The 18902-nt window shown below is 62.9% G+C and carries 23 protein-coding genes; 20 read left to right on the top strand and 3 right to left on the bottom strand.

The features are described 5' to 3' along the window. Nucleotide 1 precedes the first annotated feature (1 nt). The 11 genes from D7S89_RS05205 (at nt 2) to D7S89_RS05155 (ending at nt 8231) form a co-directional block, all read left to right on the top strand. Complete coding sequence (locus tag D7S89_RS05205) at nt 2-1159, top strand: baseplate J/gp47 family protein (RefSeq protein ID WP_121276333.1); 1158 nt, start codon at nt 2-4, stop codon at nt 1157-1159. After that, nucleotides 1160-1753 (top strand): YmfQ family protein, encoded by a 594-nt coding sequence (locus tag D7S89_RS05200; RefSeq protein WP_121276331.1) that lies wholly within the window; start codon nt 1160-1162, stop codon nt 1751-1753. It begins immediately after the preceding gene. Nucleotides 1754-1831: 78 nt separating this feature from the next. Further along, entirely contained in the window at nt 1832-3097 is a 1266-nt protein-coding gene (locus tag D7S89_RS05195; RefSeq protein ID WP_121276329.1) for a gp53-like domain-containing protein, read from the top strand. A 2-nt stretch (nt 3098-3099) separates the two neighbouring features. Continuing rightward, nucleotides 3100-3657, top strand: a complete 558-nt coding sequence (locus D7S89_RS05190) for a hypothetical protein (RefSeq protein ID WP_121276327.1) — start codon at nt 3100-3102, stop codon at nt 3655-3657. A gap of 55 nt (nt 3658-3712) precedes the next feature. Further along, a complete protein-coding gene (locus tag D7S89_RS05185; protein ID WP_121276325.1) occupies nt 3713-5341 on the top strand; it encodes a phage head spike fiber domain-containing protein in 1629 nt (542 codons plus the stop codon). Between the two features lie 10 nt (nt 5342-5351). Further along, nucleotides 5352-5843 carry a hypothetical protein gene (locus D7S89_RS27110; protein WP_147426594.1) on the top strand — a complete coding sequence of 164 codons (492 nt, stop codon included), beginning with the start codon at nt 5352-5354 and terminating at the stop codon, nt 5841-5843. 60 nt (nt 5844-5903) lie between these two features. Beyond that, nucleotides 5904-6167: a hypothetical protein gene (locus D7S89_RS05175; protein ID WP_121276321.1), complete on the top strand. Its 264-nt coding sequence runs from the start codon at nt 5904-5906 to the stop codon at nt 6165-6167. A 3-nt stretch (nt 6168-6170) separates the two neighbouring features. Further along, nucleotides 6171-6662, top strand: coding sequence for a glycoside hydrolase family 73 protein (locus tag D7S89_RS05170; protein ID WP_121276319.1), 492 nt, complete (start codon nt 6171-6173; stop codon nt 6660-6662). Between the two features lie 8 nt (nt 6663-6670). Further along, nucleotides 6671-6988 carry a hypothetical protein gene (locus D7S89_RS05165; RefSeq protein ID WP_121276317.1) on the top strand — a complete coding sequence of 106 codons (318 nt, stop codon included), beginning with the start codon at nt 6671-6673 and terminating at the stop codon, nt 6986-6988. A gap of 56 nt (nt 6989-7044) precedes the next feature. Beyond that, nucleotides 7045-7518, top strand: coding sequence for a hypothetical protein (locus D7S89_RS05160; RefSeq protein WP_121276316.1), 474 nt, complete (start codon nt 7045-7047; stop codon nt 7516-7518). Then, on the top strand, nt 7515-8231 hold the full coding sequence (locus tag D7S89_RS05155) for an alpha/beta hydrolase family protein (protein WP_121276314.1): 717 nt from the start codon (nt 7515-7517) through the stop codon (nt 8229-8231). Before D7S89_RS05160 ends, D7S89_RS05155 begins: the two co-directional genes overlap by 4 nt. Nucleotides 8232-8237: 6 nt before the next feature. On the opposite strand, the gene D7S89_RS05150 is transcribed toward D7S89_RS05155, so the two are convergent. Further along, nucleotides 8238-9110: a LysR family transcriptional regulator gene (locus D7S89_RS05150; RefSeq protein ID WP_121276312.1), complete on the bottom strand. Its 873-nt coding sequence runs from the start codon at nt 9108-9110 to the stop codon at nt 8238-8240. A 105-nt stretch (nt 9111-9215) separates the two neighbouring features. Here D7S89_RS05150 and D7S89_RS05145 point away from each other — a divergent pair, with 105 nt between their 5' ends. After that, a complete protein-coding gene (locus D7S89_RS05145) occupies nt 9216-9830 on the top strand; it encodes a nitroreductase family protein (protein ID WP_121276310.1) in 615 nt (204 codons plus the stop codon). Between the two features lie 111 nt (nt 9831-9941). Here the strand turns inward: D7S89_RS05145 and D7S89_RS05140 are convergent, their stop codons facing one another. Next, the gene (locus D7S89_RS05140) at nt 9942-11264 is read right to left on the bottom strand and encodes an amino acid permease (RefSeq protein WP_121276308.1); all 1323 of its coding nucleotides are present in this window, start codon (nt 11262-11264) and stop codon (nt 9942-9944) included. 438 nt (nt 11265-11702) lie between these two features. Between D7S89_RS05140 and D7S89_RS05135 the strand changes: the two genes are divergently transcribed. The 5 genes from D7S89_RS05135 to D7S89_RS05115 all read left to right on the top strand — a co-directional run bounded on the left by D7S89_RS05135 (nt 11703) and on the right by D7S89_RS05115 (nt 16622). Further along, nucleotides 11703-12716, top strand: a complete 1014-nt coding sequence (locus D7S89_RS05135; protein WP_121276306.1) for an ABC transporter substrate-binding protein — start codon at nt 11703-11705, stop codon at nt 12714-12716. Between the two features lie 81 nt (nt 12717-12797). Beyond that, nucleotides 12798-13595 (top strand): ABC transporter ATP-binding protein, encoded by a 798-nt coding sequence (locus tag D7S89_RS05130; RefSeq protein ID WP_121277306.1) that lies wholly within the window; start codon nt 12798-12800, stop codon nt 13593-13595. A 33-nt stretch (nt 13596-13628) separates the two neighbouring features. Next, complete coding sequence (locus D7S89_RS05125; RefSeq protein WP_121277305.1) at nt 13629-14486, top strand: ABC transporter permease; 858 nt, start codon at nt 13629-13631, stop codon at nt 14484-14486. 79 nt (nt 14487-14565) lie between these two features. Next, nucleotides 14566-15954 carry a sensor histidine kinase gene (locus D7S89_RS05120; protein ID WP_121276304.1) on the top strand — a complete coding sequence of 463 codons (1389 nt, stop codon included), beginning with the start codon at nt 14566-14568 and terminating at the stop codon, nt 15952-15954. Then, nucleotides 15951-16622: a response regulator gene (locus D7S89_RS05115; RefSeq protein ID WP_121276302.1), complete on the top strand. Its 672-nt coding sequence runs from the start codon at nt 15951-15953 to the stop codon at nt 16620-16622. The genes D7S89_RS05120 and D7S89_RS05115 overlap by 4 nt, the downstream gene beginning before the upstream one ends. Here the strand turns inward: D7S89_RS05115 and D7S89_RS05110 are convergent. Beyond that, a complete protein-coding gene (locus D7S89_RS05110; protein ID WP_121276300.1) occupies nt 16619-17161 on the bottom strand; it encodes a GNAT family N-acetyltransferase in 543 nt (180 codons plus the stop codon). The two genes, D7S89_RS05115 and D7S89_RS05110, sit on opposite strands and share 4 nt — an antisense overlap. 222 nt (nt 17162-17383) lie before the next feature. Between D7S89_RS05110 and D7S89_RS05105 the strand changes: the two genes are divergently transcribed. From D7S89_RS05105 to D7S89_RS05095, 3 genes are all read left to right on the top strand, one after another. Then, complete coding sequence (locus D7S89_RS05105; protein ID WP_121276298.1) at nt 17384-18004, top strand: glutathione S-transferase; 621 nt, start codon at nt 17384-17386, stop codon at nt 18002-18004. 160 nt (nt 18005-18164) lie between these two features. Next, nucleotides 18165-18356, top strand: a complete 192-nt coding sequence (locus D7S89_RS05100; RefSeq protein WP_121276296.1) for a hypothetical protein — start codon at nt 18165-18167, stop codon at nt 18354-18356. A gap of 49 nt (nt 18357-18405) precedes the next feature. Continuing rightward, complete coding sequence (locus tag D7S89_RS05095; protein WP_121277304.1) at nt 18406-18888, top strand: metallophosphoesterase family protein; 483 nt, start codon at nt 18406-18408, stop codon at nt 18886-18888. The last annotated feature ends 14 nt before the right edge of the window (nt 18889-18902 follow it).

The following is an 18902-nucleotide window of genomic DNA, read 5'->3' as shown; positions in this document are numbered from 1 at the left end:
TATGCCTTATCCACGACCGACATTGACGCAGCTGCGCGGACAAGTCGCAGCCGATTTGCAGGCCAGCGCCGCGGGCTCCGATCCACTGCTGCGTTTTTCCAGCCTGAATGTGCTGGGCTCCGCGCTGGCCGGCCTCGCGCAATTGCAATATGGCTATACGGACTGGGTCGCGAAGCAGTCGAACCCATTCACGGCCAGCGACGAGTTTCTCGAAGCCTGGGCCGCGCTGAAGAATGTGTTTCGCGAGCCGGCGACGCAGGCTGGTGCATCGACGCCGGGGCAGGTGACGTTCTCCGGCACGACCGGCATCGCACTGCCGAGCGGTACGCCGCTCGTGCGTGGTGATGGCGTCGGCTACACGACGACCTCGGCCGCCACGGTTGTAGGCGGCACGGTTACCGTTAGCGCCGTGGCGAATGCCGATCCCGACGGACTGACGGGCGCGTTCGGCAATTGCGCCGTGGGCACCGCGATGACGCTTGGTACGGCGATCGCTGGTATCAACTCGACGGGCTCGGTATCGACCGCATTCACGGGTGGTGCCGACGTCGAAACAGATGACAGTCTGCGCTCGCGCATGTTGCTCGCGTATCAGAACGTACCGCAAGGCGGGGCACAAAAGGACTATGTGAGCTGGGCGCTTCAGGTCAACGGCGTGACGCGTGCGTGGTGCAATCCGATGGGCTTCGGTGCGGGGACCGTCGTCGTCTATCCGATGTTCGACGCAGCTGAAGCAGCCAACGGTGGTTTTCCGCAGGGCGTGAATGGTGTGGCGACGGCCGAATCTCGCGGCACGCAGGCTACCGGCGATCAGCTGACGGTGGCGAACTGGATCTATCCCTTGCGGCCGGCAACGGCGCTTGTGTACGTCTGTGCGCCGACGCAGCAGGCGGTCCCTTTCACGATCACGGGCTCGTCGAACTTTTCGGCAGCGACCAAGGCGCTGATCGCATCGGCGATCTCCGGCATCTTCGCGATGTACGGCTCGCCGCTCGGTACGACGACGGGACAGAACGGCGTAGTCGACCTGTCGTACATCAACTCCGCCATCGCGGCGATCTCGGGAACCGACGGCTTCGTCATCACGGCTCCCACGGCAAACATCGTCGGCACGACGGGGCAGCTCCCGGTGCTCGGCACCATTACCTGGCTCCCGTAAATGGCCGCGCCCAACTATCAAACCTCGGATTTCGTCGATACGCTGCAGGCGTTGATGCCGCGTGGGCTGGCTTGGCCGCGTGATTCGTCGTCGGTGATGACGCAGGTGGTCGAGGGCCTGGCGCCGACATGGACGCGGCACACGCAGGCGAACAACTATCTGCTCGTGGACGCGTTTCCGGCGACGAGTGTCGATCTGCTGCCTGAGTGGGAAGCGGCGCTGAACTTGCCCGACCCGTGCGCCGGCGCGTCGCCGACGCTGCAGGGCCGGCAGAACCAGGTGGTCACGCGGCTCGTCAACAGCGGCGGGCAATCGGCGCCGTACTACATCGGCTACGCGGGCACGCTTGGCTACAACGTGACGGTCACCGAGTTCACGCCGTTCCGCGTGGGCCAGCAGGCCATGGGTGCACAACTCGGCACGCAGGACTGGGCCTACGCGTGGCAGCTCAATGCGCCGCCCGTCACGATCACCTACTTCAGCATCGGGCATGCCTGCATGGGGCAGGCGCTGGCGAGTTGGGGCAATGCGGTACTCGAATGCGAGCTCCGCGAGGTACAGCCCGCGCACACGATTCTTAACTTCGCTTACTGAGGTACGTCCTCCGCTGCGCTTTGCTGTCGATCCACCGCATCGCGCAGCCCCTCCTTAACTTCATTCATTGAGGCACGAATGTATCAATATGACGATCCGACCTGCGTGGCGACGCTTCCGACGCCCGCTGCGGCGGGCACGCCGGGCTACTTCACGAACGGTAGCCCCAGCACGGGACAGGCGGCGACGATTCTGTCAGCCGACTATATGAACGCGGTCATGCTCGAGCTGATCAACGTTGTGAAGGCGGCGGGGCTGTCGCCTAGCAAGACCGCTTATAACCAGGTGGTGACGGCAGTCAAGGCGCTGACGCAGCAGGGCGTTGCCAATGTGGGCATCGACACGGGGATGGCGAATGCGTGCGTTGTCGCGTTCTCTCCGGCGCTTGCCGCGCCCATTCCTTGGGCGCCGTTCTGGTTCGAGGTGGCGAATACCAATACGGGTGCGTCGACGTTGAACACGACTGGTACGGCTTATCCGCTCGTGGGCGCTGCGCATGCGCCGCTGCAAGGCGGCGAGCTGGTGGCCAAGGGCAATGCACTCGTGTATTGGAACCCGACGTTGAGCTCGGGTGCGGGGGCCTATGTACTGATCGAATGCAGCGGCGGGGCGAGTCAGTTGGCGGTGGCATCGTATGGGGTGACGCCGCCGCAGTTCGACAACGGTACGAAGCTTGCGACGACGGCGTTCGTGCAGCGAACGCTCGGCAATATGTCAGGGGTCTTGCAGCAGAGCACGGGGGGCGGATTGGTACTGTCCGCATCGAATGCTGGCCAAATTATAGACTTGCCGTTGGGGTTTTCTGGGAATGTAACACTCCCATCGTCGACGAGCGTTCCACTCGGGACCGCCTTTACCGTCTATAACGGCTGTGGTTCTGCGGTCACTGTCGTTCCATCAGGATCGGACAAAATTTTTCCAAATAATTTGGCATTGCCATCTGTGTCCATTTCAAATGGCGACTCCATGCAGTTTGTCATGTTCGGAACTAGTGGCGGCGGGACTAATGGTGGTTGGATTGTCTGGGCTGGCGCTGCGCAGTTGCAGTATTCGCCACTTTTCGGCTCGTCGCTTGGCTCCAACGGCTATCAAAAGCTGCCGAGCGGGCTGATCATTCAGTGGGGGGGGAATCCGGGTTCAAATTCGGGCATGCTGACTTACCCCTTTCCTATTGCGTTCCCTGCCGCCGTTTATAACGTAAGCGCGACAGTTTCTAATCCAACAAGTGTTAACAGCGGCCGAATTGGCGTGATTAGCCTAAGTCAGTTTGAGATAGGAAATTTTGGCACATCAAACAGCTTGTGGGCGACAGACTATATTTGGTGGATGGCAATTGGGAGATAAAAATGGGAAAAAAATTAGCAGTCTACGACATCAACGGAAACATCACGGCATTCTACGACAATATTGATAGCCCTATTCCGGCAAGCGTTACCAACGTAATCGAGATTACTCAAGCCCAATGGCAAACCTGCGTCAGCGAACCGGGCCAGTGGTATGTTGCAAGCGGCGCGCTCGCACAGGTTCCTCCGCCGACCGCCGCCCAGCTACTCGCCACCGCGCAATCGACGCAAACAGTCGAGCTTACGCAAGCCTGCGCCAACGCAATCATTTCGGGCTTCACCTCGAACGCACTCGGCTCGGCCTATATCTATCCGAGCACAGTTACTGACCAAGCGAACCAGAACACCGTCGCCGATTGCCCGTCGGGCGGGTTGCTCTGGTGCGAGTCGAACGGTGCGTGGGCTTTTCGCCAGCACACTCAAGCGCAGGCGCAAGCGGTAGTCACCAGTTTTGCCTCCTGGCTCAACCACTGCCAATCCCAGCTGATTGCATTGACGACGAAGGTTAATACGGCGACATCGGTCGATGCCGTCGAAGCGATCGCCTGGGTCAATCCGTAATTCTTTTGCGGATTGATGCACCACAACGTTATCGAAATCACACATCGAGGTACGAATGTATCAATATGACGATCCGACTTGCGTCGCGTCGATGCCGATGCCTGCCGCCGCTGGCACGCCAGGGTACTTTACGAATGGAAACCCCGGGACTGGGCAGGCGGCGACGATCCTGTCGGCTGACTACATGAACATGGTCATGCTCGAGCTGCTCAACGTCGTGAAAACGGCGGGGCTGTCGCCAAGTAAGAATGCCTATAACCAGGTCATCACGGCAATCAAGTTGCTAATGCAGCAGAGCGTCGTAAATGTTGGCGTAGATACGGGCACAACGAACGCGTATGTCGTCGCATTCTCGCCGGCGCTTGCGGCCCCGGTGCCTTGGGCGCCGTTCTGGGTTGAAGTGGCGAATTCCAATACCGGTGCGTCGACGTTGAATGCCACGGGTACGGCTTATCCGCTGGTGGGCTCGGCGCATGCACCGCTGCAAGGCGGTGAGATGGTGGCCAAGGGCAATGCACTCGTGTATTGGAACCCGACGTTGAATTCCGGGGCTGGCGCATATGTGCTGATCGAATGTAGCGGCGGGGCGAGTCAGTTGGCTGCCGGGTCGTACGGCGTCACGGCGGCGCAGTTCGACAACAGCACGAAGCTGGCGACGACTGCATTCGTCACGAATGCACTTCGCAACAAGAACATTCTCATTAACGGGGGAATGGATATAGCACAGCGTGGTAGCACTTACTCGCTTGTCTCTACCGCCTGGGGGTATGGGTCGGTCGACCGGTGGGCTGGGTACCAGCAATACAGTGCGCAGGGGATTCTTGCGCAGGTCCCTGCAGTGCTTCCAGGCTTTACTTACGCCGCAAAGCTCGGGCGTAACAGCGGTGCCACGTCGACGGGCTTTCTCGGAATGCTTCAGGCGCTTGAATCTTCAGCCAGTATCCCCGTGCAAGGCAAAACCTGCACGTTGTCGTTTTGGGCGAAGGCAGGGGCAAATTATTCGGGGGGCGCATCGTTCAACGCGAACGTGTGGTCGGGGCAGGGCACGGATCAGCCGTCTGGCGCCTGTAACACATGGACGAACGGCGCATCGGCCGGCCAGTCCAGCCCACAACTTTCCATTGGTTGGCAACGATTCAGTCTGGCGCTGCCAATTCCGGCGCTTACGACACAACTTGCCGTGATTTTTGAGTACACCCCGGCGGGAACGGCCGGGGCCGATGACAGCGTTTACATCACGGGGGTGCAACTTGAGGTTGGCCCGGTGGCGACGGATTTCGATCGTCGCGCGACCCAGCAAGAACTCGCGCTTTGCCAGCGGTTCTACGAAACGACATATACGAATGGGGCCACTCCGGGTAGCACTTCGTCAGGTATGACAAATGCCGTGTCCATCACACTCCCCCAACTGGCCACCACGACGAGCGCCTCCACGATGGGCTATGGCGCAGCAACCTTTACCTTCAAGGTCAACAAGCGAGTTGTTCCGACGATCAACATCTGGTGCCCGGATTTGCCCAACACCCCGAATCTGACTCAGTCGAACACCTACCGGGCGCCGTTAGCGGTCGCGGACTGTTCTACGTCCCGTGTGGTTATATCGAATGGAATGGCCTATGCGACCGGGGCACTCACGGCGACTTACCAAATGTACGCGCACGTGACAGCCGACTGCGAACTCTAAGGGAGACGACATGTACAAGCTAATGACGACTGGTTCGATCCAGCGCGACGACGGGAGTTTCATCCCGGCTGATCCGGCAAATCGCGATTACCAAGCGTATCAGGCGTGGGTCAATGCGGGGAACACGCCCGCCCCATCCCTCACGCTTCCTCAAGCACAGCAGAGCCAAGCGGCCCTGCTTAGTTCAGCATGCTCGGCCGCGGTCACGAGCGGATTCTCATCCAGCGCACTTGGGGCAGCGTACGCCTATCCAAGCATGCTGACGGATCAGACTAACCAAAACACGGTTGCAAATTGCGCATCAGGCGGTTTGCTCTGGTGCGAGTCGGCCGGCACGTGGTCGTTCAAGCAACACACGCAGGCGCAAGCGCAGGCCGTCGTCGCATCGTTCGTGACGTGGCTCAACAAATGCCAATCGCAGCTTGTTACGTTGACCTATCAAGTCAACAGCGCCACGACGATCCCGGCAGCTCAGGCCATCGCCTGGGTGAACCCGCAGTAATACGGGACGTCGACCAAGCGGCCGCCTTCGGGCGGCTTTTTTTTAACCTCCGGAGGACCCATGCAAGACGATCAGATGCCGGAGATTCCGCGCGAGGTGCTGCAACGCCTCAACCTGAAGCAAGAGCACGTCGACGAACTGTCGCGCTACTTCGCCGCATCGCTGCGGCAGTACATGCGCAACGATTTCTATCGCGACGTCGGAGAAGGTGCATTCGGGTTGATTCGTAAAGCGGTGCTAGTCGTACTGCTGTACCTCGCCTGGAAAGGCTCGGGCGGCGAGCACAGCTGGTTCGAGCCGATCCGTAAATTCTTCATGGAGTGATATTTGAGTCCACAAGACTTCATCGCCAGTCTTGCCCCAGCTGCACGTGCATCGGCAGAAAACACGCGTATTCCAGCGTCATTCGTGGTCGCCGAAGGTGCGCTCGAGTCTGGCTGGGGCACCTCTCGTCTCGCTGTCGAGGGCTTCAACCTGTTCGGCGTGAAGGCCGACGCGTCATGGCACGGCCCTGTGCTGGCGATGCCCACGCGCGAATACCTCGGCGGCCAATGGGTGATGGTGCCTGCAAACTGGCGCAAGTACGGCGACTGGCTTGGCAGCATCACGGACCACGCGTCGTTCCTGCTCGAGAATCCACGCTATCAGCCCGCATTTGCTTGCACGAGCGGAGCCGCCTTCGCCGAGGCGATCGCCAAGGCCGGCTATGCAACCGATCCGCAATACGCGGCGAAGATCGCATCGATCATTGGAACGCACGGCCTCGATGCACTCGATGTTCCCGATGCGGCTGGCAGCGATTCAGCTACCCCTCGATAGGAAATTGAATGACCGTCAAACAAAAACTTGCCATCTACATGGGGCTGATTGCGTTGTTGATCTCGGTTCTGGCGATCTGGGGATACTTTGCCTATCGCGGTAAAACCGACGTGTCCGAGTTCATCGCGCAACTTGCCGGGCTCGTCACGATCATCATGAGCGCGATCGCAGCGCTCGGCGGTTTTCACTCGGCGCAGTCGGGCATCGATGCGTTGAACGGGTCGCGCATGAGCGCTGGTCTATTGGTCGGTGCCGTCGCGCCTGCTGATGCGATGACCGTTAACCAAAGCGAGGCGGCTACCCCATCGTCCGCCCTCGAGCATTAAGTCGTCCAGTCACCTCGCCGCGAGTCGTGCGGCACATCAATAAACAAGGAATCCAAATGAAAAAGATGCTGCCTTGCGCGGCAGGCGTAGCCTTGCTCGCGATGTTGCCGGGTTGTGCCTCGTCGCCCGCGATGACACCGCAACAAACGCTACAAATCGCGTGCCCTCCGATCGAGGCTGCGATGGCACAGTTGATTGCGCTCGACGCATCGATGACCGATGTGCCGGCCGCACAGAAGGCGGCTGCATTGCTTACGCAAGCGCAAAAGCCCGTTGCAGCTGCCTGTACGGCTGGTGCGACGATCACGGCCACCAATGTGGAAGGCCTCGCGCAGCAAGCGCTGCCAGCGCTCGGCACGGTGCTCGCCACTGTCCCGATGCCACCGCAGACGCAGGCCGAGATTCAGGCTAGCCTCGTAGGCATCGAGGTGGTAATCGGTGCAGCGGGCGTAATCGAGAAGCAAATCGCGGCTACGCACGCAAGCGCGACGGCGAATGCACGGGTACCGGCACCTGCGAGCGCACCGTGAACTGGCCGGCGATTTACGCAGCGGCCAAACGCGCGGAGGCGGCCTATATCGCGGACGAAGACGAGGCGAAGGCAGCATTCGCCGCGTTGGGGCTCACGTTCATCGGCCAGCATCGCGACGCCTCGCACCAAGCGGTGCTCTCTCACGATGCCGCCGGGGCCACGTACTTGTCGATTAGTGGCACGCGCTTTGGCGAGGCTGACAACGTCGATCTGCTCGACGACCTGTACCTACTGCCCGTGTCCGTGCCACGTGGCGGTATCGTCGCGGCAGGGGCGTACAGCGGCATGCAGGAGCTATGGCAGTGGGTGTCATCCCACATCGGACCCGATGTGGCCGTGAACGTCGAGGGTCACTCGCTCGGGGGAGAGCGCACGCTGCTGACGCCGCTGTTCTTGCCGAAGGAGCGCATCGGTACGTTGCATGCGTTCGATGCGCCTAAATGCGCATCGCAGGCGTACTGGGACGTCTACCGTGAAGAACTTGCAGGCGCGGTACGCACGGTCAACCGGCAAGACCTCTGGTACGGTTGGCCACCTGCAGGCCCATATCAGCATGACGAGCAAGCCGAAGTAATCTGGCTCGTCCAGGACGGCTTTCGCATCATCAACGCGATGGCGTGGCCGGGCGGATTCGATGTCGAAAACCACGCGATCGCCGAGATCGTGACGGCGCTGGAAGGCATCGCGAGCGCCGGTCTCGTCCAGGCCTGATCGCGCCTACTCCATCACGATCGCCTCAACCAGATGCGCATACACCGCCGCCACCCGTCGCAGATGACGCGTCTCGGTATGCGTGAGCACCCATAGCTCGGTACGACACTCATCAAGCTCATCCGTGATCTGCACGAGATCACCGCGCCGCTCACCGAGGAACATCGGCAGCACGCCGATCCCAAGACCTTGCGCGACGAGCTCCGCCACGCTCGTGATGCTGTTCACCCGATAAGTCGGCGCCACCTTCGGAAAGTGCTTCTTGCGCCATACGACCGAAGGATGGTCGGGCAGGGCATCGTCCGGAGCGATCCAGCTTGACGCTTGCGCGATACGAGCGTCGAACGTCTTGGGGCCGCCTTTCCTGGCCGCATAGAGTGCCGAGCGAATCGGCCCGACTTGCTTGCCGAGCAGATGACCAGGCGGCCGCTTGGTCGCACGCACGGCGATATCGGCATCGCGACGCGTGAGGCTCGCGAGCTCGTTGCCCGCTTGCAGCTCATAGGTCAACAGCGGGTGAGCGCGCTTCAACGCCTTCAGCGCCGGCGCAACGACGCCGTGCAGGATCGTATCGGTCGTCGTGATGCGCACGGTGCCCGATACCTGTCCAGGATGCGATTGCGTCGCCGAGCGGGCCGCTTCGAGCTGCGATTCGACGCGCTCGGCGTGGGCGGCGAGCTCCTGCGCGAGTTCGAGCGCTTGAAAGCCCGTACGAGAGCGTTCGAACAAGCGAAAGCCGAGCCCCTTTTCAACGCGCTGCAAAGCGCGAAAGACGGTCGAGCCGTCGACGCCAAGTCGTTCGCCAGCCTGCGCCAGCGTGCCGGCACGCGTCAAGGCCAGCACGACCTCGAGATCGCCCGCGGTCAGTTTGTATTGCATATCTGCAAGTGAAGTATGTGTTGATGCATATGGTCATTGCATGATGGAAATCCTACATTGCGTCCATCGTTTCGTCATCCTAGCCCCGTACCCAAGGAGTATTCGATGTCAGTCGTTCACGACACTATTGAAAAACGCATCTCGGCCAACCACTTCGACACGTCACGCCCGATATCGGACGAGCAAATTCACGAGCTGGCAAGGCTTGCCTCGCTCGCGCCAAGCGCCTACAACTTTCAGAACCGCACGCTGATCGCGGTGCGCGATCGCGAGGCCAAGGAACGGCTCAAGGCTGCTGCGTACGGACAGCAGAAGGTCGTCGATGCTGCGGTGACTTTCATCGTGGTCGGCACGCTCAATGCCCATCGTCAACTGCCGACGATGCTTAAGCCATCGGTCGATCAAGGCATCCTCACGCAGGATATCTTCGATACCTGGGTCGGCATGGCATCGGGATCGCACGAGGGCAATGCGCAGTTGCAACGCGACGAGGCGTTTCGTTCAGCAAGCCTGGCCGGGATGACGTTGATGCTTGCAGCGGAGGCGATGGGGCTCGCCACGGGGCCGATGAGCGGGTTCGATCCACAAGCGGTGTCGGAAGCGTTTGGGCTGACCGCCAACGAAGTGCCCGTCATGCTGATCGCCGCAGGCTACGCGGCGCAAGGCAATTGGCCGCAAAAGCCGCGCAAGCCACTGGCCGAATTCCTGCGCTACGCGTAATCAGTCTCGCTCAGCTCAGCGCCGCCCCCAGATCTTGGGCCACATGTCGCCAAGGTTGTTGAGTCGGGCACGAACCGATCAGCGATATCTGAGCGCCGACCGGCTCGGCGCTTACGCGCAATCGCGCGACTCGACTTGCGGCTGTGGCTTGCTGCTGTGCGAATTGAAGTGCAAGTAGAGCAGTGCGCAGGCGCTCATCACGAGCGGCCACAGCAGGAACCAACCGGTCGCGATGGCGAGTACGGCGACGGCGGCCATGGCACATTGCGCGCAGCGATGCGCGATGCTCCCGCGCGGCAACAGGCGTAGCGCAGCGGCAGTGCCGAGCGCGTAGACGGTCACGAACGAGCCCGTCGTCAACATCACGAGGGGCTTGGCGTCGACGCCAAGCAGCGCGACAGCGGCCAGCGCGACAGCCGACATCGTCGAGATCGCGGCCAGGCTACGGCGCGGGACATCGCCGGCATGACTGCCTGCCGCGAGCCAGGCCGGCAGAGCGCCGTCACGCGCGAGCGCGGCGCCGAGCTTGGCTGCGCCCGCGAAATAGGCGTTCATCGTGCCGAGCGTCAGCAGCAGTGCGGCCGCTGCGGCCACCACATGGATCTTGCCGCCGATGCCGAGCACCAGCAGTTCAGCAAGCGGCGCGTTGCTGCTGCCTGCCGCTGGGCCCAACACGAGCACGATTGCCGCCGCGACCGCCAGATAGAGCGCGCCGACGACCACCACGGCGATGCCGGATGCAAGCGGCAGGTCGCGTGCCGGATGCCGGAACTCGCCAGCCAGGTGCGTGATTGCTTCCCAGCCCGCGAAGCTCCAGACGAGCAGCGCAGCGGCGGGCACGATGGCAGACCAACCGTGCGGGGCAAAGGGATGCAGGTTCGCGGCGTGTGCATGCGGTGCCGAGCTCGCGACGGCGGCGAGCAGCAGCGCGACGAGCAGTGCCGACAGCACTACTTGTACGCGGCCTGAGACGGTCACACCGAGCGCATTGGCCACGGTGACGATCGCAAGTAGTGCTGCGCCTGTCAGAAAAGCAGTGTGGGTCCCGCCGCCGATCGCTTGCGCGACGTAGGCGCCCGCGAACATGGCGGCCGCGGGGTTGCCCGCCGGGATCGCGAAATAGAAGCACCAACCGACGATGGCCGAGGCGCGCGGGCCGAAAGCGTTGCGCACGTAGGTGGCCACGCCGCCCGCGTCGGGGTAGCGCGCGCCGAGCGCCGCGAAAGTGCCTGCCAGCGGCGCCGACAGGATGACGAGCGCCAGCCACGCGAGCAGCGAGGCCGGCCCCGCGATTTGCGCGGCCAGCGCGGGCAGCGCGATCACACCGGTGCCGAGCACGGCGCCGACATAGAGCGCCGCGCCTTGCACGACCGTGAGGCCGTGGCGCTGGGCGTGGGCAGTGGGCGTGGGTGTTTGTGCCGTCGAAGCGGTCATGGGCGCGCGCTCCGGTGACGGGCCGCGCCGAACCACGGCGCGGGAGCGTCGAGCTGGGAAACATCTGTCATCGTGGGGACTCCGTATCATCGATGGGCCGCCAACATCGAAACCGATGCCGGTGCCACGGCCATGCGCTCGCCATCATCGCCCATAACCGGCAAACGATGCCGTGAATCGAGCATGCGCGAGCCGGCCGATTGCGACGCACGGCCGGCGGCCGGCCGCTCCCGCACCGGCTCGCCGAGGCACGGCATGCGGACTGACACGCCCCACGCGTAATCGCTCCGTTGGCGAGGCAAATCAGCCGTATCTCATGGAAATCCCGTATACCTAGTCTACGAACATGAAAGCCTCGGGAAAGATTGCTTCTCCTAGAATCGGCCATCCATGCAGACCGGTCGCATCCCGCGCCCGCGACAAAAACGGAGACCCAAGATGTACCCGACCTTGCGAAAGTTTCACGTTCTCGCACTTGCTTCGGCCCTCGCATTTGGTGCCGCGTCGCAACCTGCCGCGGCGGCCGATGACGGCAAGATCAGCATCATGGTGGGCGGCATCACCAAGCTCATCTATCTGCCCGCCCGTCTGACCGAACAGCTCGGCTACTTCAAGGACGAAGGGCTCAACGTCGAATTGCTTTCGCAGCCGGCCGGCGTCGACGCCGAGAACGAGCTTCTGGCCGGTGCCGTGCAGGCCGTCGTCGGTTTCTACGACCATACGATCGATCTGCAGACGAAGGGCAAGAACGTCGAGTCGATCGTCGTGTTCGGCCAGGTGCCCGGCGAAGTCGAGATGGTGTCGGCGAAGTCGGCCGATACGCTCAAGTCGATGGGCGACGTGAAGGGCAAGACGCTGGGCGTGACGGGCCTGGGCTCGTCGACGAGCTTTCTTACCCAGTATCTCGCGCAGCAGCACGGCATCAAATCGACCGAGTACACGATGCTGCCCGTGGGCGCCGATGCGAGCTTCATCGCGGCCGTCAAGCAAGGCCGCATCGATGCCGGCATGACGACCGAGCCGACCGTCTCGGCCCTGCTGAAGGGCGGCGAGGCGAAGGTGCTCGTCGACATGCGCTCGGTCGAGGGCACGAAGGCCGCGCTCGGCGGCACGTATCCGGCGTCGAGCCTCTATGTCCAGTCGGCGTGGGCGGACGGTCACAAGGCGCAGGCGAAGAAGCTCGCTCATGCGTTCGTGCGCACGATGCAGTTCATTCACACGCATAGCGCCGACGAGATCGCAGCCAAGATGCCGGCCGATTATCAGAAGGACAAGGCGCTGTACGTGAGCGCGCTGAAGGCGTCGCTGCCGATGTATACAGCGGACGGCAAGATGCCGGCCGACGGCCCCGATACGGTCCTGAAGGTGCTCGCGGCGTTCAACCCGTCGGTCAAGGGCAAGCACGTCGATCTGTCGAAGACGTACACGAACGAATTCGTGACGGCCAAATAACGGACGACTCGACGCGCGACACGCCGCCGAACACCGGACGCTGCTTTCCTCGCGGCGCCGCCTATTTCCTGGATGTCCAAGATGAACCACGCTGCTTCGAAAGACGTGCCCGTCATCGAGTTTCGCTCGGTGTCGTGCCGCTTCATTTCTCCCGACGGCAAGGCGACGATCGCGCTGCGCGATTTCAGCATGTCCGTCGCCAAGGGCGAGTTCGTCGCCATCGTCGGGCCCACGGGCTGCGGCAAGTCGACGACGCTCAGCATGATCACGGGTCTGCTCCAGCCGACGTCCGGCGAGGTGCGCGTGATGGGCTCGCCCGTCACCGGCATCGATCCGCGTATCGGCTTCGTGTTTCAGGCCGACGCCGTGTTCCCGTGGCGCTCGGTGCTCGACAACGTCGCGGCCGGCCCGCTGTTCCGCGGCCGTTCGAAAGCGGCGGCCTACGAAGAAGCGCAGCAGTGGCTGCGCCGCGTCGGCCTCGAAAAGTTCGGCCATCACTATCCGCACCAGCTGTCGGGCGGCATGCGCAAACGTGTCGCGCTCGCGCAGACGTTCATCAACAAGCCCGAGATCCTGCTGATGGACGAGCCGTTCTCGGCGCTCGATATGCAGACGCGCACGCTGATGCAAGACGAACTGCTGCAGCTGTGGTCGGCCAACGCGGGCTCGGTGGTGTTCGTCACGCACGATCTCGAAGAGGCGATAGCGCTGGCCGACCGCGTGTTCGTGCTGACCGCGCGCCCGGCGACGCTGAAGAAGGTCTACGAGATCGACCTGCCGCGTCCGCGTATCACGTCGGAAATTCGCTATGAGCCGCGCTTCATTGAAATCTCGCGCGACATCTGGCATGACCTGCGCGAAGAAGTGCAGATCGCTTGACCCTGCCTCGATATGGACTATGGACGACTGATGATGGCAACCACTGAACCTATCCAAGCGGATTTCGGCCACGCGTCGCTGGCCGAAGCCGAACGTGTCGCGCAGCGTCACCTGCGTCGACGTCATGCACTCGTCATTGCGCTGCGTATCGCGGTGCTGGTATTCGTACTCGGCGGCTGGGAGCTCGCCGGCCGCTTCAAATGGATCGATCCGTTCTTCTTCTCGATGCCGTCGCTGATCTTTGCCCAGATCATCGACTGGTTCCAGAACGGGACCTCGCAGGGGCCGCTGCTGGTTCAGGTGTGGGTGACACTCGAGGAAACGCTGCTCGGCTTTCTGATCGGCTCGATCGGCGGCGTCGTGTGCGGCGTCGTGTTGGGTCGCAACAAGCTGCTCTCCGACGTTTTCAGCATCTACATCCAGATTGCCAACTCGATTCCGCGTGTGGTGCTGGGCTCGGTGTTCGTGATCGCGTTGGGGCTCGGCATGGCCTCGAAGGTCGCGCTGGCCGTCGTCATGGTATTTTTCGTCGTGTTCGGCAACGCGTTTCAAGGTGTGCGCGAAGCCGACCGCTACATGATCGCGAATGCCCAGATCCTGGGCGCTTCGAAACGGCAGCTGACGACCTCGGTCGTGATTCCGTCGGCGCTGTCGTGGATTCTCGCGAGCCTGCACGTGAGCTTCGGCTTCGCACTGGTCGGTGCGGTCGTCGGGGAGTTTCTCGGCTCGAAGCAGGGCATCGGTCTGTTGATCTCGACGGCACAAGGCGCGTTCAACGCGAGCGGCGTGTTCGCGGCGATGATCGTGCTGGCCGTGGTCGCGCTTACGACCGACTATGTGTTGACCGCATTGGAAAAGCGTTTGTTGAAATGGAGACCCGCCGCGTTTTGATTCTGATCGGCCTCGCCGGCGACAGCGGCCACCGGGCCGTGTCGCATCCGGGGCCGGCCCCGCATGAAGGGGGCGGCCGATGATGGCAAGCCTGCGCGCCCGCCTGCTGTGGTGGGTGCTGTTGCCGCTCGCGGCCTTCATGTTCGTGACGGGGATGCTGTCGTACAGCGCGGCGCGCCAGACGGCCGACCTTGTGCAGGACAACGCGTTGCTGGCCTCGGCGCGGACGATCGGCGAAGACGTGACCTGGGTCAATGGTGCGTTGAGTGCCGTCATTCCGCCCGCGGCGCTCGAGATCTTCGAGTCGCCGTATCACGATCACGTGTTCTACAAGGTCGTGGCGGGCCGCGACCGGCTGCTCGGCGGCTCGCCCGATCTGGCCTTGCCCGAGCAGGCTGAGGCGTATCCGGCGTTCTATGACACGATGCTGCATGGCCAGCCACTGCGTGCCGTCGCCTATCAGCGGCAGCTCTACGATTCGGGCACCGTCCTGCCCGTGACGGTCGTGGTCGGCAAGACGCAGGGCTCGCGCATGGCCATGATCGAGGACCTCTGGCATCCGCAGCTCGCGCGCCAGGGCTTGATGCTCGCGCTGGCCGTGGCGCTCGTGCTGATCGGACTCACGACCGAGTTGCGGCCGCTCATGAAATTGAAGGACGACGTGGCCGATCGCGAGCCGATGCAGCTCGAGCCGATCCGCGTCGCGCATCTGCACTCGGAGCTCAGGCCGATCGTCGATGCGATCAATCAGTGCATCGCACGGCTCAACCTGCAGGCGAGTACGCAACGCCAGTTCATCGCCGACGCCGCACACCAGTTGCGCACGCCGCTGACGCTGCTCGATACGCAGGTGCAATTCGCCTGTCAGTGCTCGCCGCACGATCCGGCGCTGACCGATGCGCTCGCCGGCATTCGCCGCACGAGCCGCAAGATGATCGAAATCACGAACCAGCTGCTGCTGCTCGCGCAGGCCGAATCGGCGCCCAAGCCGGCCGCCGATGCAGCCGTCGACATGACGCAGGTCGTTTCGTCGGCGCTCGAGGAGCTCGTGTTGGCGGCGCAGCGGCGTCATATCGATCTTGGCGCCGAGCTCGACGGCGACTTGCGCGTGGCCGGCAGTGAGCATCTGCTGGGGGCGCTCGTCGCCAATCTCGTCGACAATGCGATCCGGTATACCCAGGAGGGCGGGCACGTCACGGCGGCCGGGCGGCGCGAAGGCGACGAGGTCGTGTTCGAGGTCGTCGACAACGGGCCCGGCATTCCGGCCGAGCTGCGCGCCCACGTATTCAAGCGCTTTTTCCGCGGCGCCAGCGATAGTGACGGGACGGGTCTCGGGCTGGCGATCGTGCGCCGCATTGCGCAGTCGCATGGCGGCACGGTGGCGGTGGCACCTGGGCCGGGCCGCGTAGGGCTCGTCGCATCCGTGCGTCTGCCGGCTTGGCGGGGGCTAGAGGAACCAACGCGATGAAGCTGTTGCTCGTAGAAGACAGCGCCGAACTGGCGCACTGGATCGTCAATCTGCTGCGCGGCGAGAATTTCGCCGTCGACTGTGCGCCAGACGGCGAATCGGCCGACGCCGTACTGGCGACACAGCGCTACGACGTCGTCCTGCTCGACATGCGGCTGCCGCGCATGAGCGGCAAGGACGTGCTGACGCGCTTGCGGCGCCGCGGCGACAACGTGCCCGTGCTGATGCTGACCGCCCATGGCTCGATCGACGACAAGGTCGATTGCTTCAGCCTCGGCGCCGACGACTACGTGGTCAAGCCGTTCGATGCACGCGAGCTCGTTGCACGCATCAAGGCACTGATTCGCCGCCAGTCGAGCGGAAAGTCGACGGCGCTCGTGTGCGGCGATTTGCAGTACATCTCCGACACACGCGAGTTCCACCATCACGACGTGCCGCTCTCGCTGCGCCGCCGCGAGCATGCGATCCTCGAAACGTTGATGCTGCGCCAGGGCAAGACCGTGTCGAAGCAAGCCCTGATGGATAGCGTCTACAGCCTCGACGACGAGCCCAGCGCCGATGCCATCGATATCTACATTCATCGGCTGCGCAAGCATCTGGCCTCGTCGACGGCGCAGATCATGACGTTGCGCGGCCTGGGCTACATCCTGAAAGCCAAGGACGGTTAAGAGAGCGCGAGCCAGAAGCCGCAGTATTCCCGCCCGCTTACGACGAACCGGTTCGCGGCCCGATAGCCGATCTTCTCGGTAGCGCGCAGCGAGCGTTCGTTATCGGCGGCGATGAACGTGATCGCGGTACGAAAGCGCGGCTTGGCCGTCGCGATCGCATGCTCGATCAATTGGCCGATCACGCCTTTGCCGCGTGCCGATTGGGCGAGGCAGCCTGGGCCGAGCAGGCAGGTGCGGGCAGGTTCGAAGGTGGCTTCTTCGCCCAACGATGTCACGAGCGCGTCGATGATCGCGTTGCCATGCCAGTGCGCGAGACGCGAGATGCAGACAAAGCCTGCGAACTCACTGCCGTCGTAAGCGACGACGATGCCGGTCTCGAGTGCGATCGTCGAGAGCTTGTCCTCGGGGATCTCGGCCGAGAGGAACCCGCCGCGCTGTTCGGCTTCGCTGAGGTTGTGAATGACGTTCGCCTTTTGCAAAGCGACGATCGCCGCGTAATCGTCGGGCCGTGCCGTGCGAAGTTCGATGGGTTCGGTCATCGCGATGGTGTGTGAAGGAGAGGGCAGGCGACGGTAACGCGATTGGATTGGCGCGGTAACTGCCAAATGTCGGAGTGGTAGCCGTCGTAGCGTGAGAGGTAGTGTTTTCACCTTTCAATTTGTCAGGCAATGCCGATCATGGTCGGTTGACCCGTCTGCCTGCACGTCGCGCGCGGCTTCGCTACACTAGTCGGTCCCCTTTGTTACCGACGAGAGCACCCCATGCAACTGATAGGCATGCTGGATTCCCCGTTCGTGCGCCGCGTGGCCATATCGCTGGCCGTGCTGGGCGTGACGTTCGAACATCGTTCGATATCGGTGTTTCGCCAGTTCGACACGTTCGCCGCACTGAACCCGGTCGTGAAGGCCCCGACGCTGATCGAAGACGACGGCTCGCTGCTGGTCGATTCGACGCTGATCCTCGATCAGCTCGACCACAAGGTCGCGCCCGCGCAGCGCTTGATGCCCGAGGAACTGGCCGCGCGCACGCGGGCGCTGCACCTGATCGGTTTTGGGCTCGTCGCGGCCGAGAAGACGGTGCAGATCGTCTATGAAAAGAATTTGCGGCCTGCCGAGAAGCAGCATGGGCCTTGGCTCGAGCGCCTGACCGGGCAACTGGCCGCCGCCTACGACCTGCTCGAGCGCGAGCTCGCCGCGTGCTCGACGAGCGGCTGGACGCTTGGCGAGCGCATCATGCAGCCCGACATCACCCTAGCCGTGGCCTGGCGCTTTACGCAGTTCATTCTGCCGGGCACGATCGACGCGGCGCGCTATCCGGCGCTGGCGGCGTTCTCCGCGCGCGCTGAGGCGTTGCCCGCGTTCATTGGTGCGCCGCTCGAATAAGGCGCGCGAGCGATTGTTCGGCCACACCGACAAGTGACTTTCCGATTTGCGCATTTATCGGGGCGCGCGCTCTGCCTAGAATCGTTTCCATCGAAGCGATAAGGGATTGGCGGCTAGGCGCCCCGCCCGCAAAGAGCGAAGAGCAAAGAGGAAAGTCATCATGAAGAACCTGATCGAAAGCCAACTCTACAACCCGTCAGTGGTGTTGCCGATGGTTGCCCTGATGGAATTGATGGTGTCGCTCGACTTCAATCTCGGGCAGGTCGGCGCCGTCGTGGCGACGCGCGGCGCGCGGGCAGCGCTGCATCGGTCACGTGACCTCCTTTGCTCGCTTCATGGCGCCCATGCATGACACACGTGCGTATTCGCGGCCGGATCTGCACTGAATATTCGATTTGCTGATGTCGATAAACGCCAGCCACGCCCGCATTGGTCTGATCTCCGATACACACAACCTCGTGCGACCCGAGGCGCTCGATTGGCTCGCCGGCTGCGACGCCATCGTGCATGCCGGCGACATTTGCGCGCCACACGTGCTCGAGGCGCTTCAGCAATTGGCGCCCGTGACGGCTGTACGGGGCAACAACGATTGCGGCGTCTGGGCCGAGCATTTGCCCCTGCGCACGACGCTGAAGGTCGCCGGCGTCGCGGTTCACGTGGTGCACGATATCGCCGACCTCGATATCGATCCGCGTGCCGAAGGTATCGACGTCGTCGTGACAGGGCATTCGCACAAGCCGTCGGTGCGCACGGAAGATGGCGTGCTGTTCGTCAATCCCGGCAGCGCGGGGCCGCGCCGGTTCAAGTTGCCGGTGTCCGCGGGCGTGCTCGTCATCGAAGACGGGCGTGTGCGCGCGCAGCTACACACGCTCGTGGCCAGCTGATTCGTGCGTCATGG

The organism is Trinickia fusca (assembly GCF_003628145.1).
Lineage (GTDB): Bacteria > Pseudomonadota > Gammaproteobacteria > Burkholderiales > Burkholderiaceae > Trinickia > Trinickia fusca.
Note: the sequence above shows the minus strand (reverse complement) of the source record. Positions and strands in the feature narration are given on the sequence as shown.

Coding starts and splice junctions, on each gene's coding strand:
- D7S89_RS05205 (WP_121276333.1), top strand. CDS start 2: ATGCCTTATCCACGACCGACATTGACGCAGCTGCGCGGACAAGTCGCA.
- D7S89_RS05200 (WP_121276331.1), top strand. CDS start 1,160: ATGGCCGCGCCCAACTATCAAACCTCGGATTTCGTCGATACGCTGCAG.
- D7S89_RS05195 (WP_121276329.1), top strand. CDS start 1,832: ATGTATCAATATGACGATCCGACCTGCGTGGCGACGCTTCCGACGCCC.
- D7S89_RS05190 (WP_121276327.1), top strand. CDS start 3,100: ATGGGAAAAAAATTAGCAGTCTACGACATCAACGGAAACATCACGGCA.
- D7S89_RS05185 (WP_121276325.1), top strand. CDS start 3,713: ATGTATCAATATGACGATCCGACTTGCGTCGCGTCGATGCCGATGCCT.
- D7S89_RS27110 (WP_147426594.1), top strand. CDS start 5,352: ATGTACAAGCTAATGACGACTGGTTCGATCCAGCGCGACGACGGGAGT.
- D7S89_RS05175 (WP_121276321.1), top strand. CDS start 5,904: ATGCAAGACGATCAGATGCCGGAGATTCCGCGCGAGGTGCTGCAACGC.
- D7S89_RS05165 (WP_121276317.1), top strand. CDS start 6,671: ATGACCGTCAAACAAAAACTTGCCATCTACATGGGGCTGATTGCGTTG.
- D7S89_RS05160 (WP_121276316.1), top strand. CDS start 7,045: ATGAAAAAGATGCTGCCTTGCGCGGCAGGCGTAGCCTTGCTCGCGATG.
- D7S89_RS05150 (WP_121276312.1), bottom strand. CDS start 9,110: ATGCAATACAAACTGACCGCGGGCGATCTCGAGGTCGTGCTGGCCTTG.
- D7S89_RS05145 (WP_121276310.1), top strand. CDS start 9,216: ATGTCAGTCGTTCACGACACTATTGAAAAACGCATCTCGGCCAACCAC.
- D7S89_RS05140 (WP_121276308.1), bottom strand. CDS start 11,264: ATGACCGCTTCGACGGCACAAACACCCACGCCCACTGCCCACGCCCAG.
- D7S89_RS05135 (WP_121276306.1), top strand. CDS start 11,703: ATGTACCCGACCTTGCGAAAGTTTCACGTTCTCGCACTTGCTTCGGCC.
- D7S89_RS05130 (WP_121277306.1), top strand. CDS start 12,798: ATGAACCACGCTGCTTCGAAAGACGTGCCCGTCATCGAGTTTCGCTCG.
- D7S89_RS05125 (WP_121277305.1), top strand. CDS start 13,629: ATGGCAACCACTGAACCTATCCAAGCGGATTTCGGCCACGCGTCGCTG.
- D7S89_RS05120 (WP_121276304.1), top strand. CDS start 14,566: ATGATGGCAAGCCTGCGCGCCCGCCTGCTGTGGTGGGTGCTGTTGCCG.
- D7S89_RS05115 (WP_121276302.1), top strand. CDS start 15,951: ATGAAGCTGTTGCTCGTAGAAGACAGCGCCGAACTGGCGCACTGGATC.
- D7S89_RS05110 (WP_121276300.1), bottom strand. CDS start 17,161: ATGACCGAACCCATCGAACTTCGCACGGCACGGCCCGACGATTACGCG.
- D7S89_RS05105 (WP_121276298.1), top strand. CDS start 17,384: ATGCAACTGATAGGCATGCTGGATTCCCCGTTCGTGCGCCGCGTGGCC.
- D7S89_RS05100 (WP_121276296.1), top strand. CDS start 18,165: ATGAAGAACCTGATCGAAAGCCAACTCTACAACCCGTCAGTGGTGTTG.
- D7S89_RS05095 (WP_121277304.1), top strand. CDS start 18,406: ATGTCGATAAACGCCAGCCACGCCCGCATTGGTCTGATCTCCGATACA.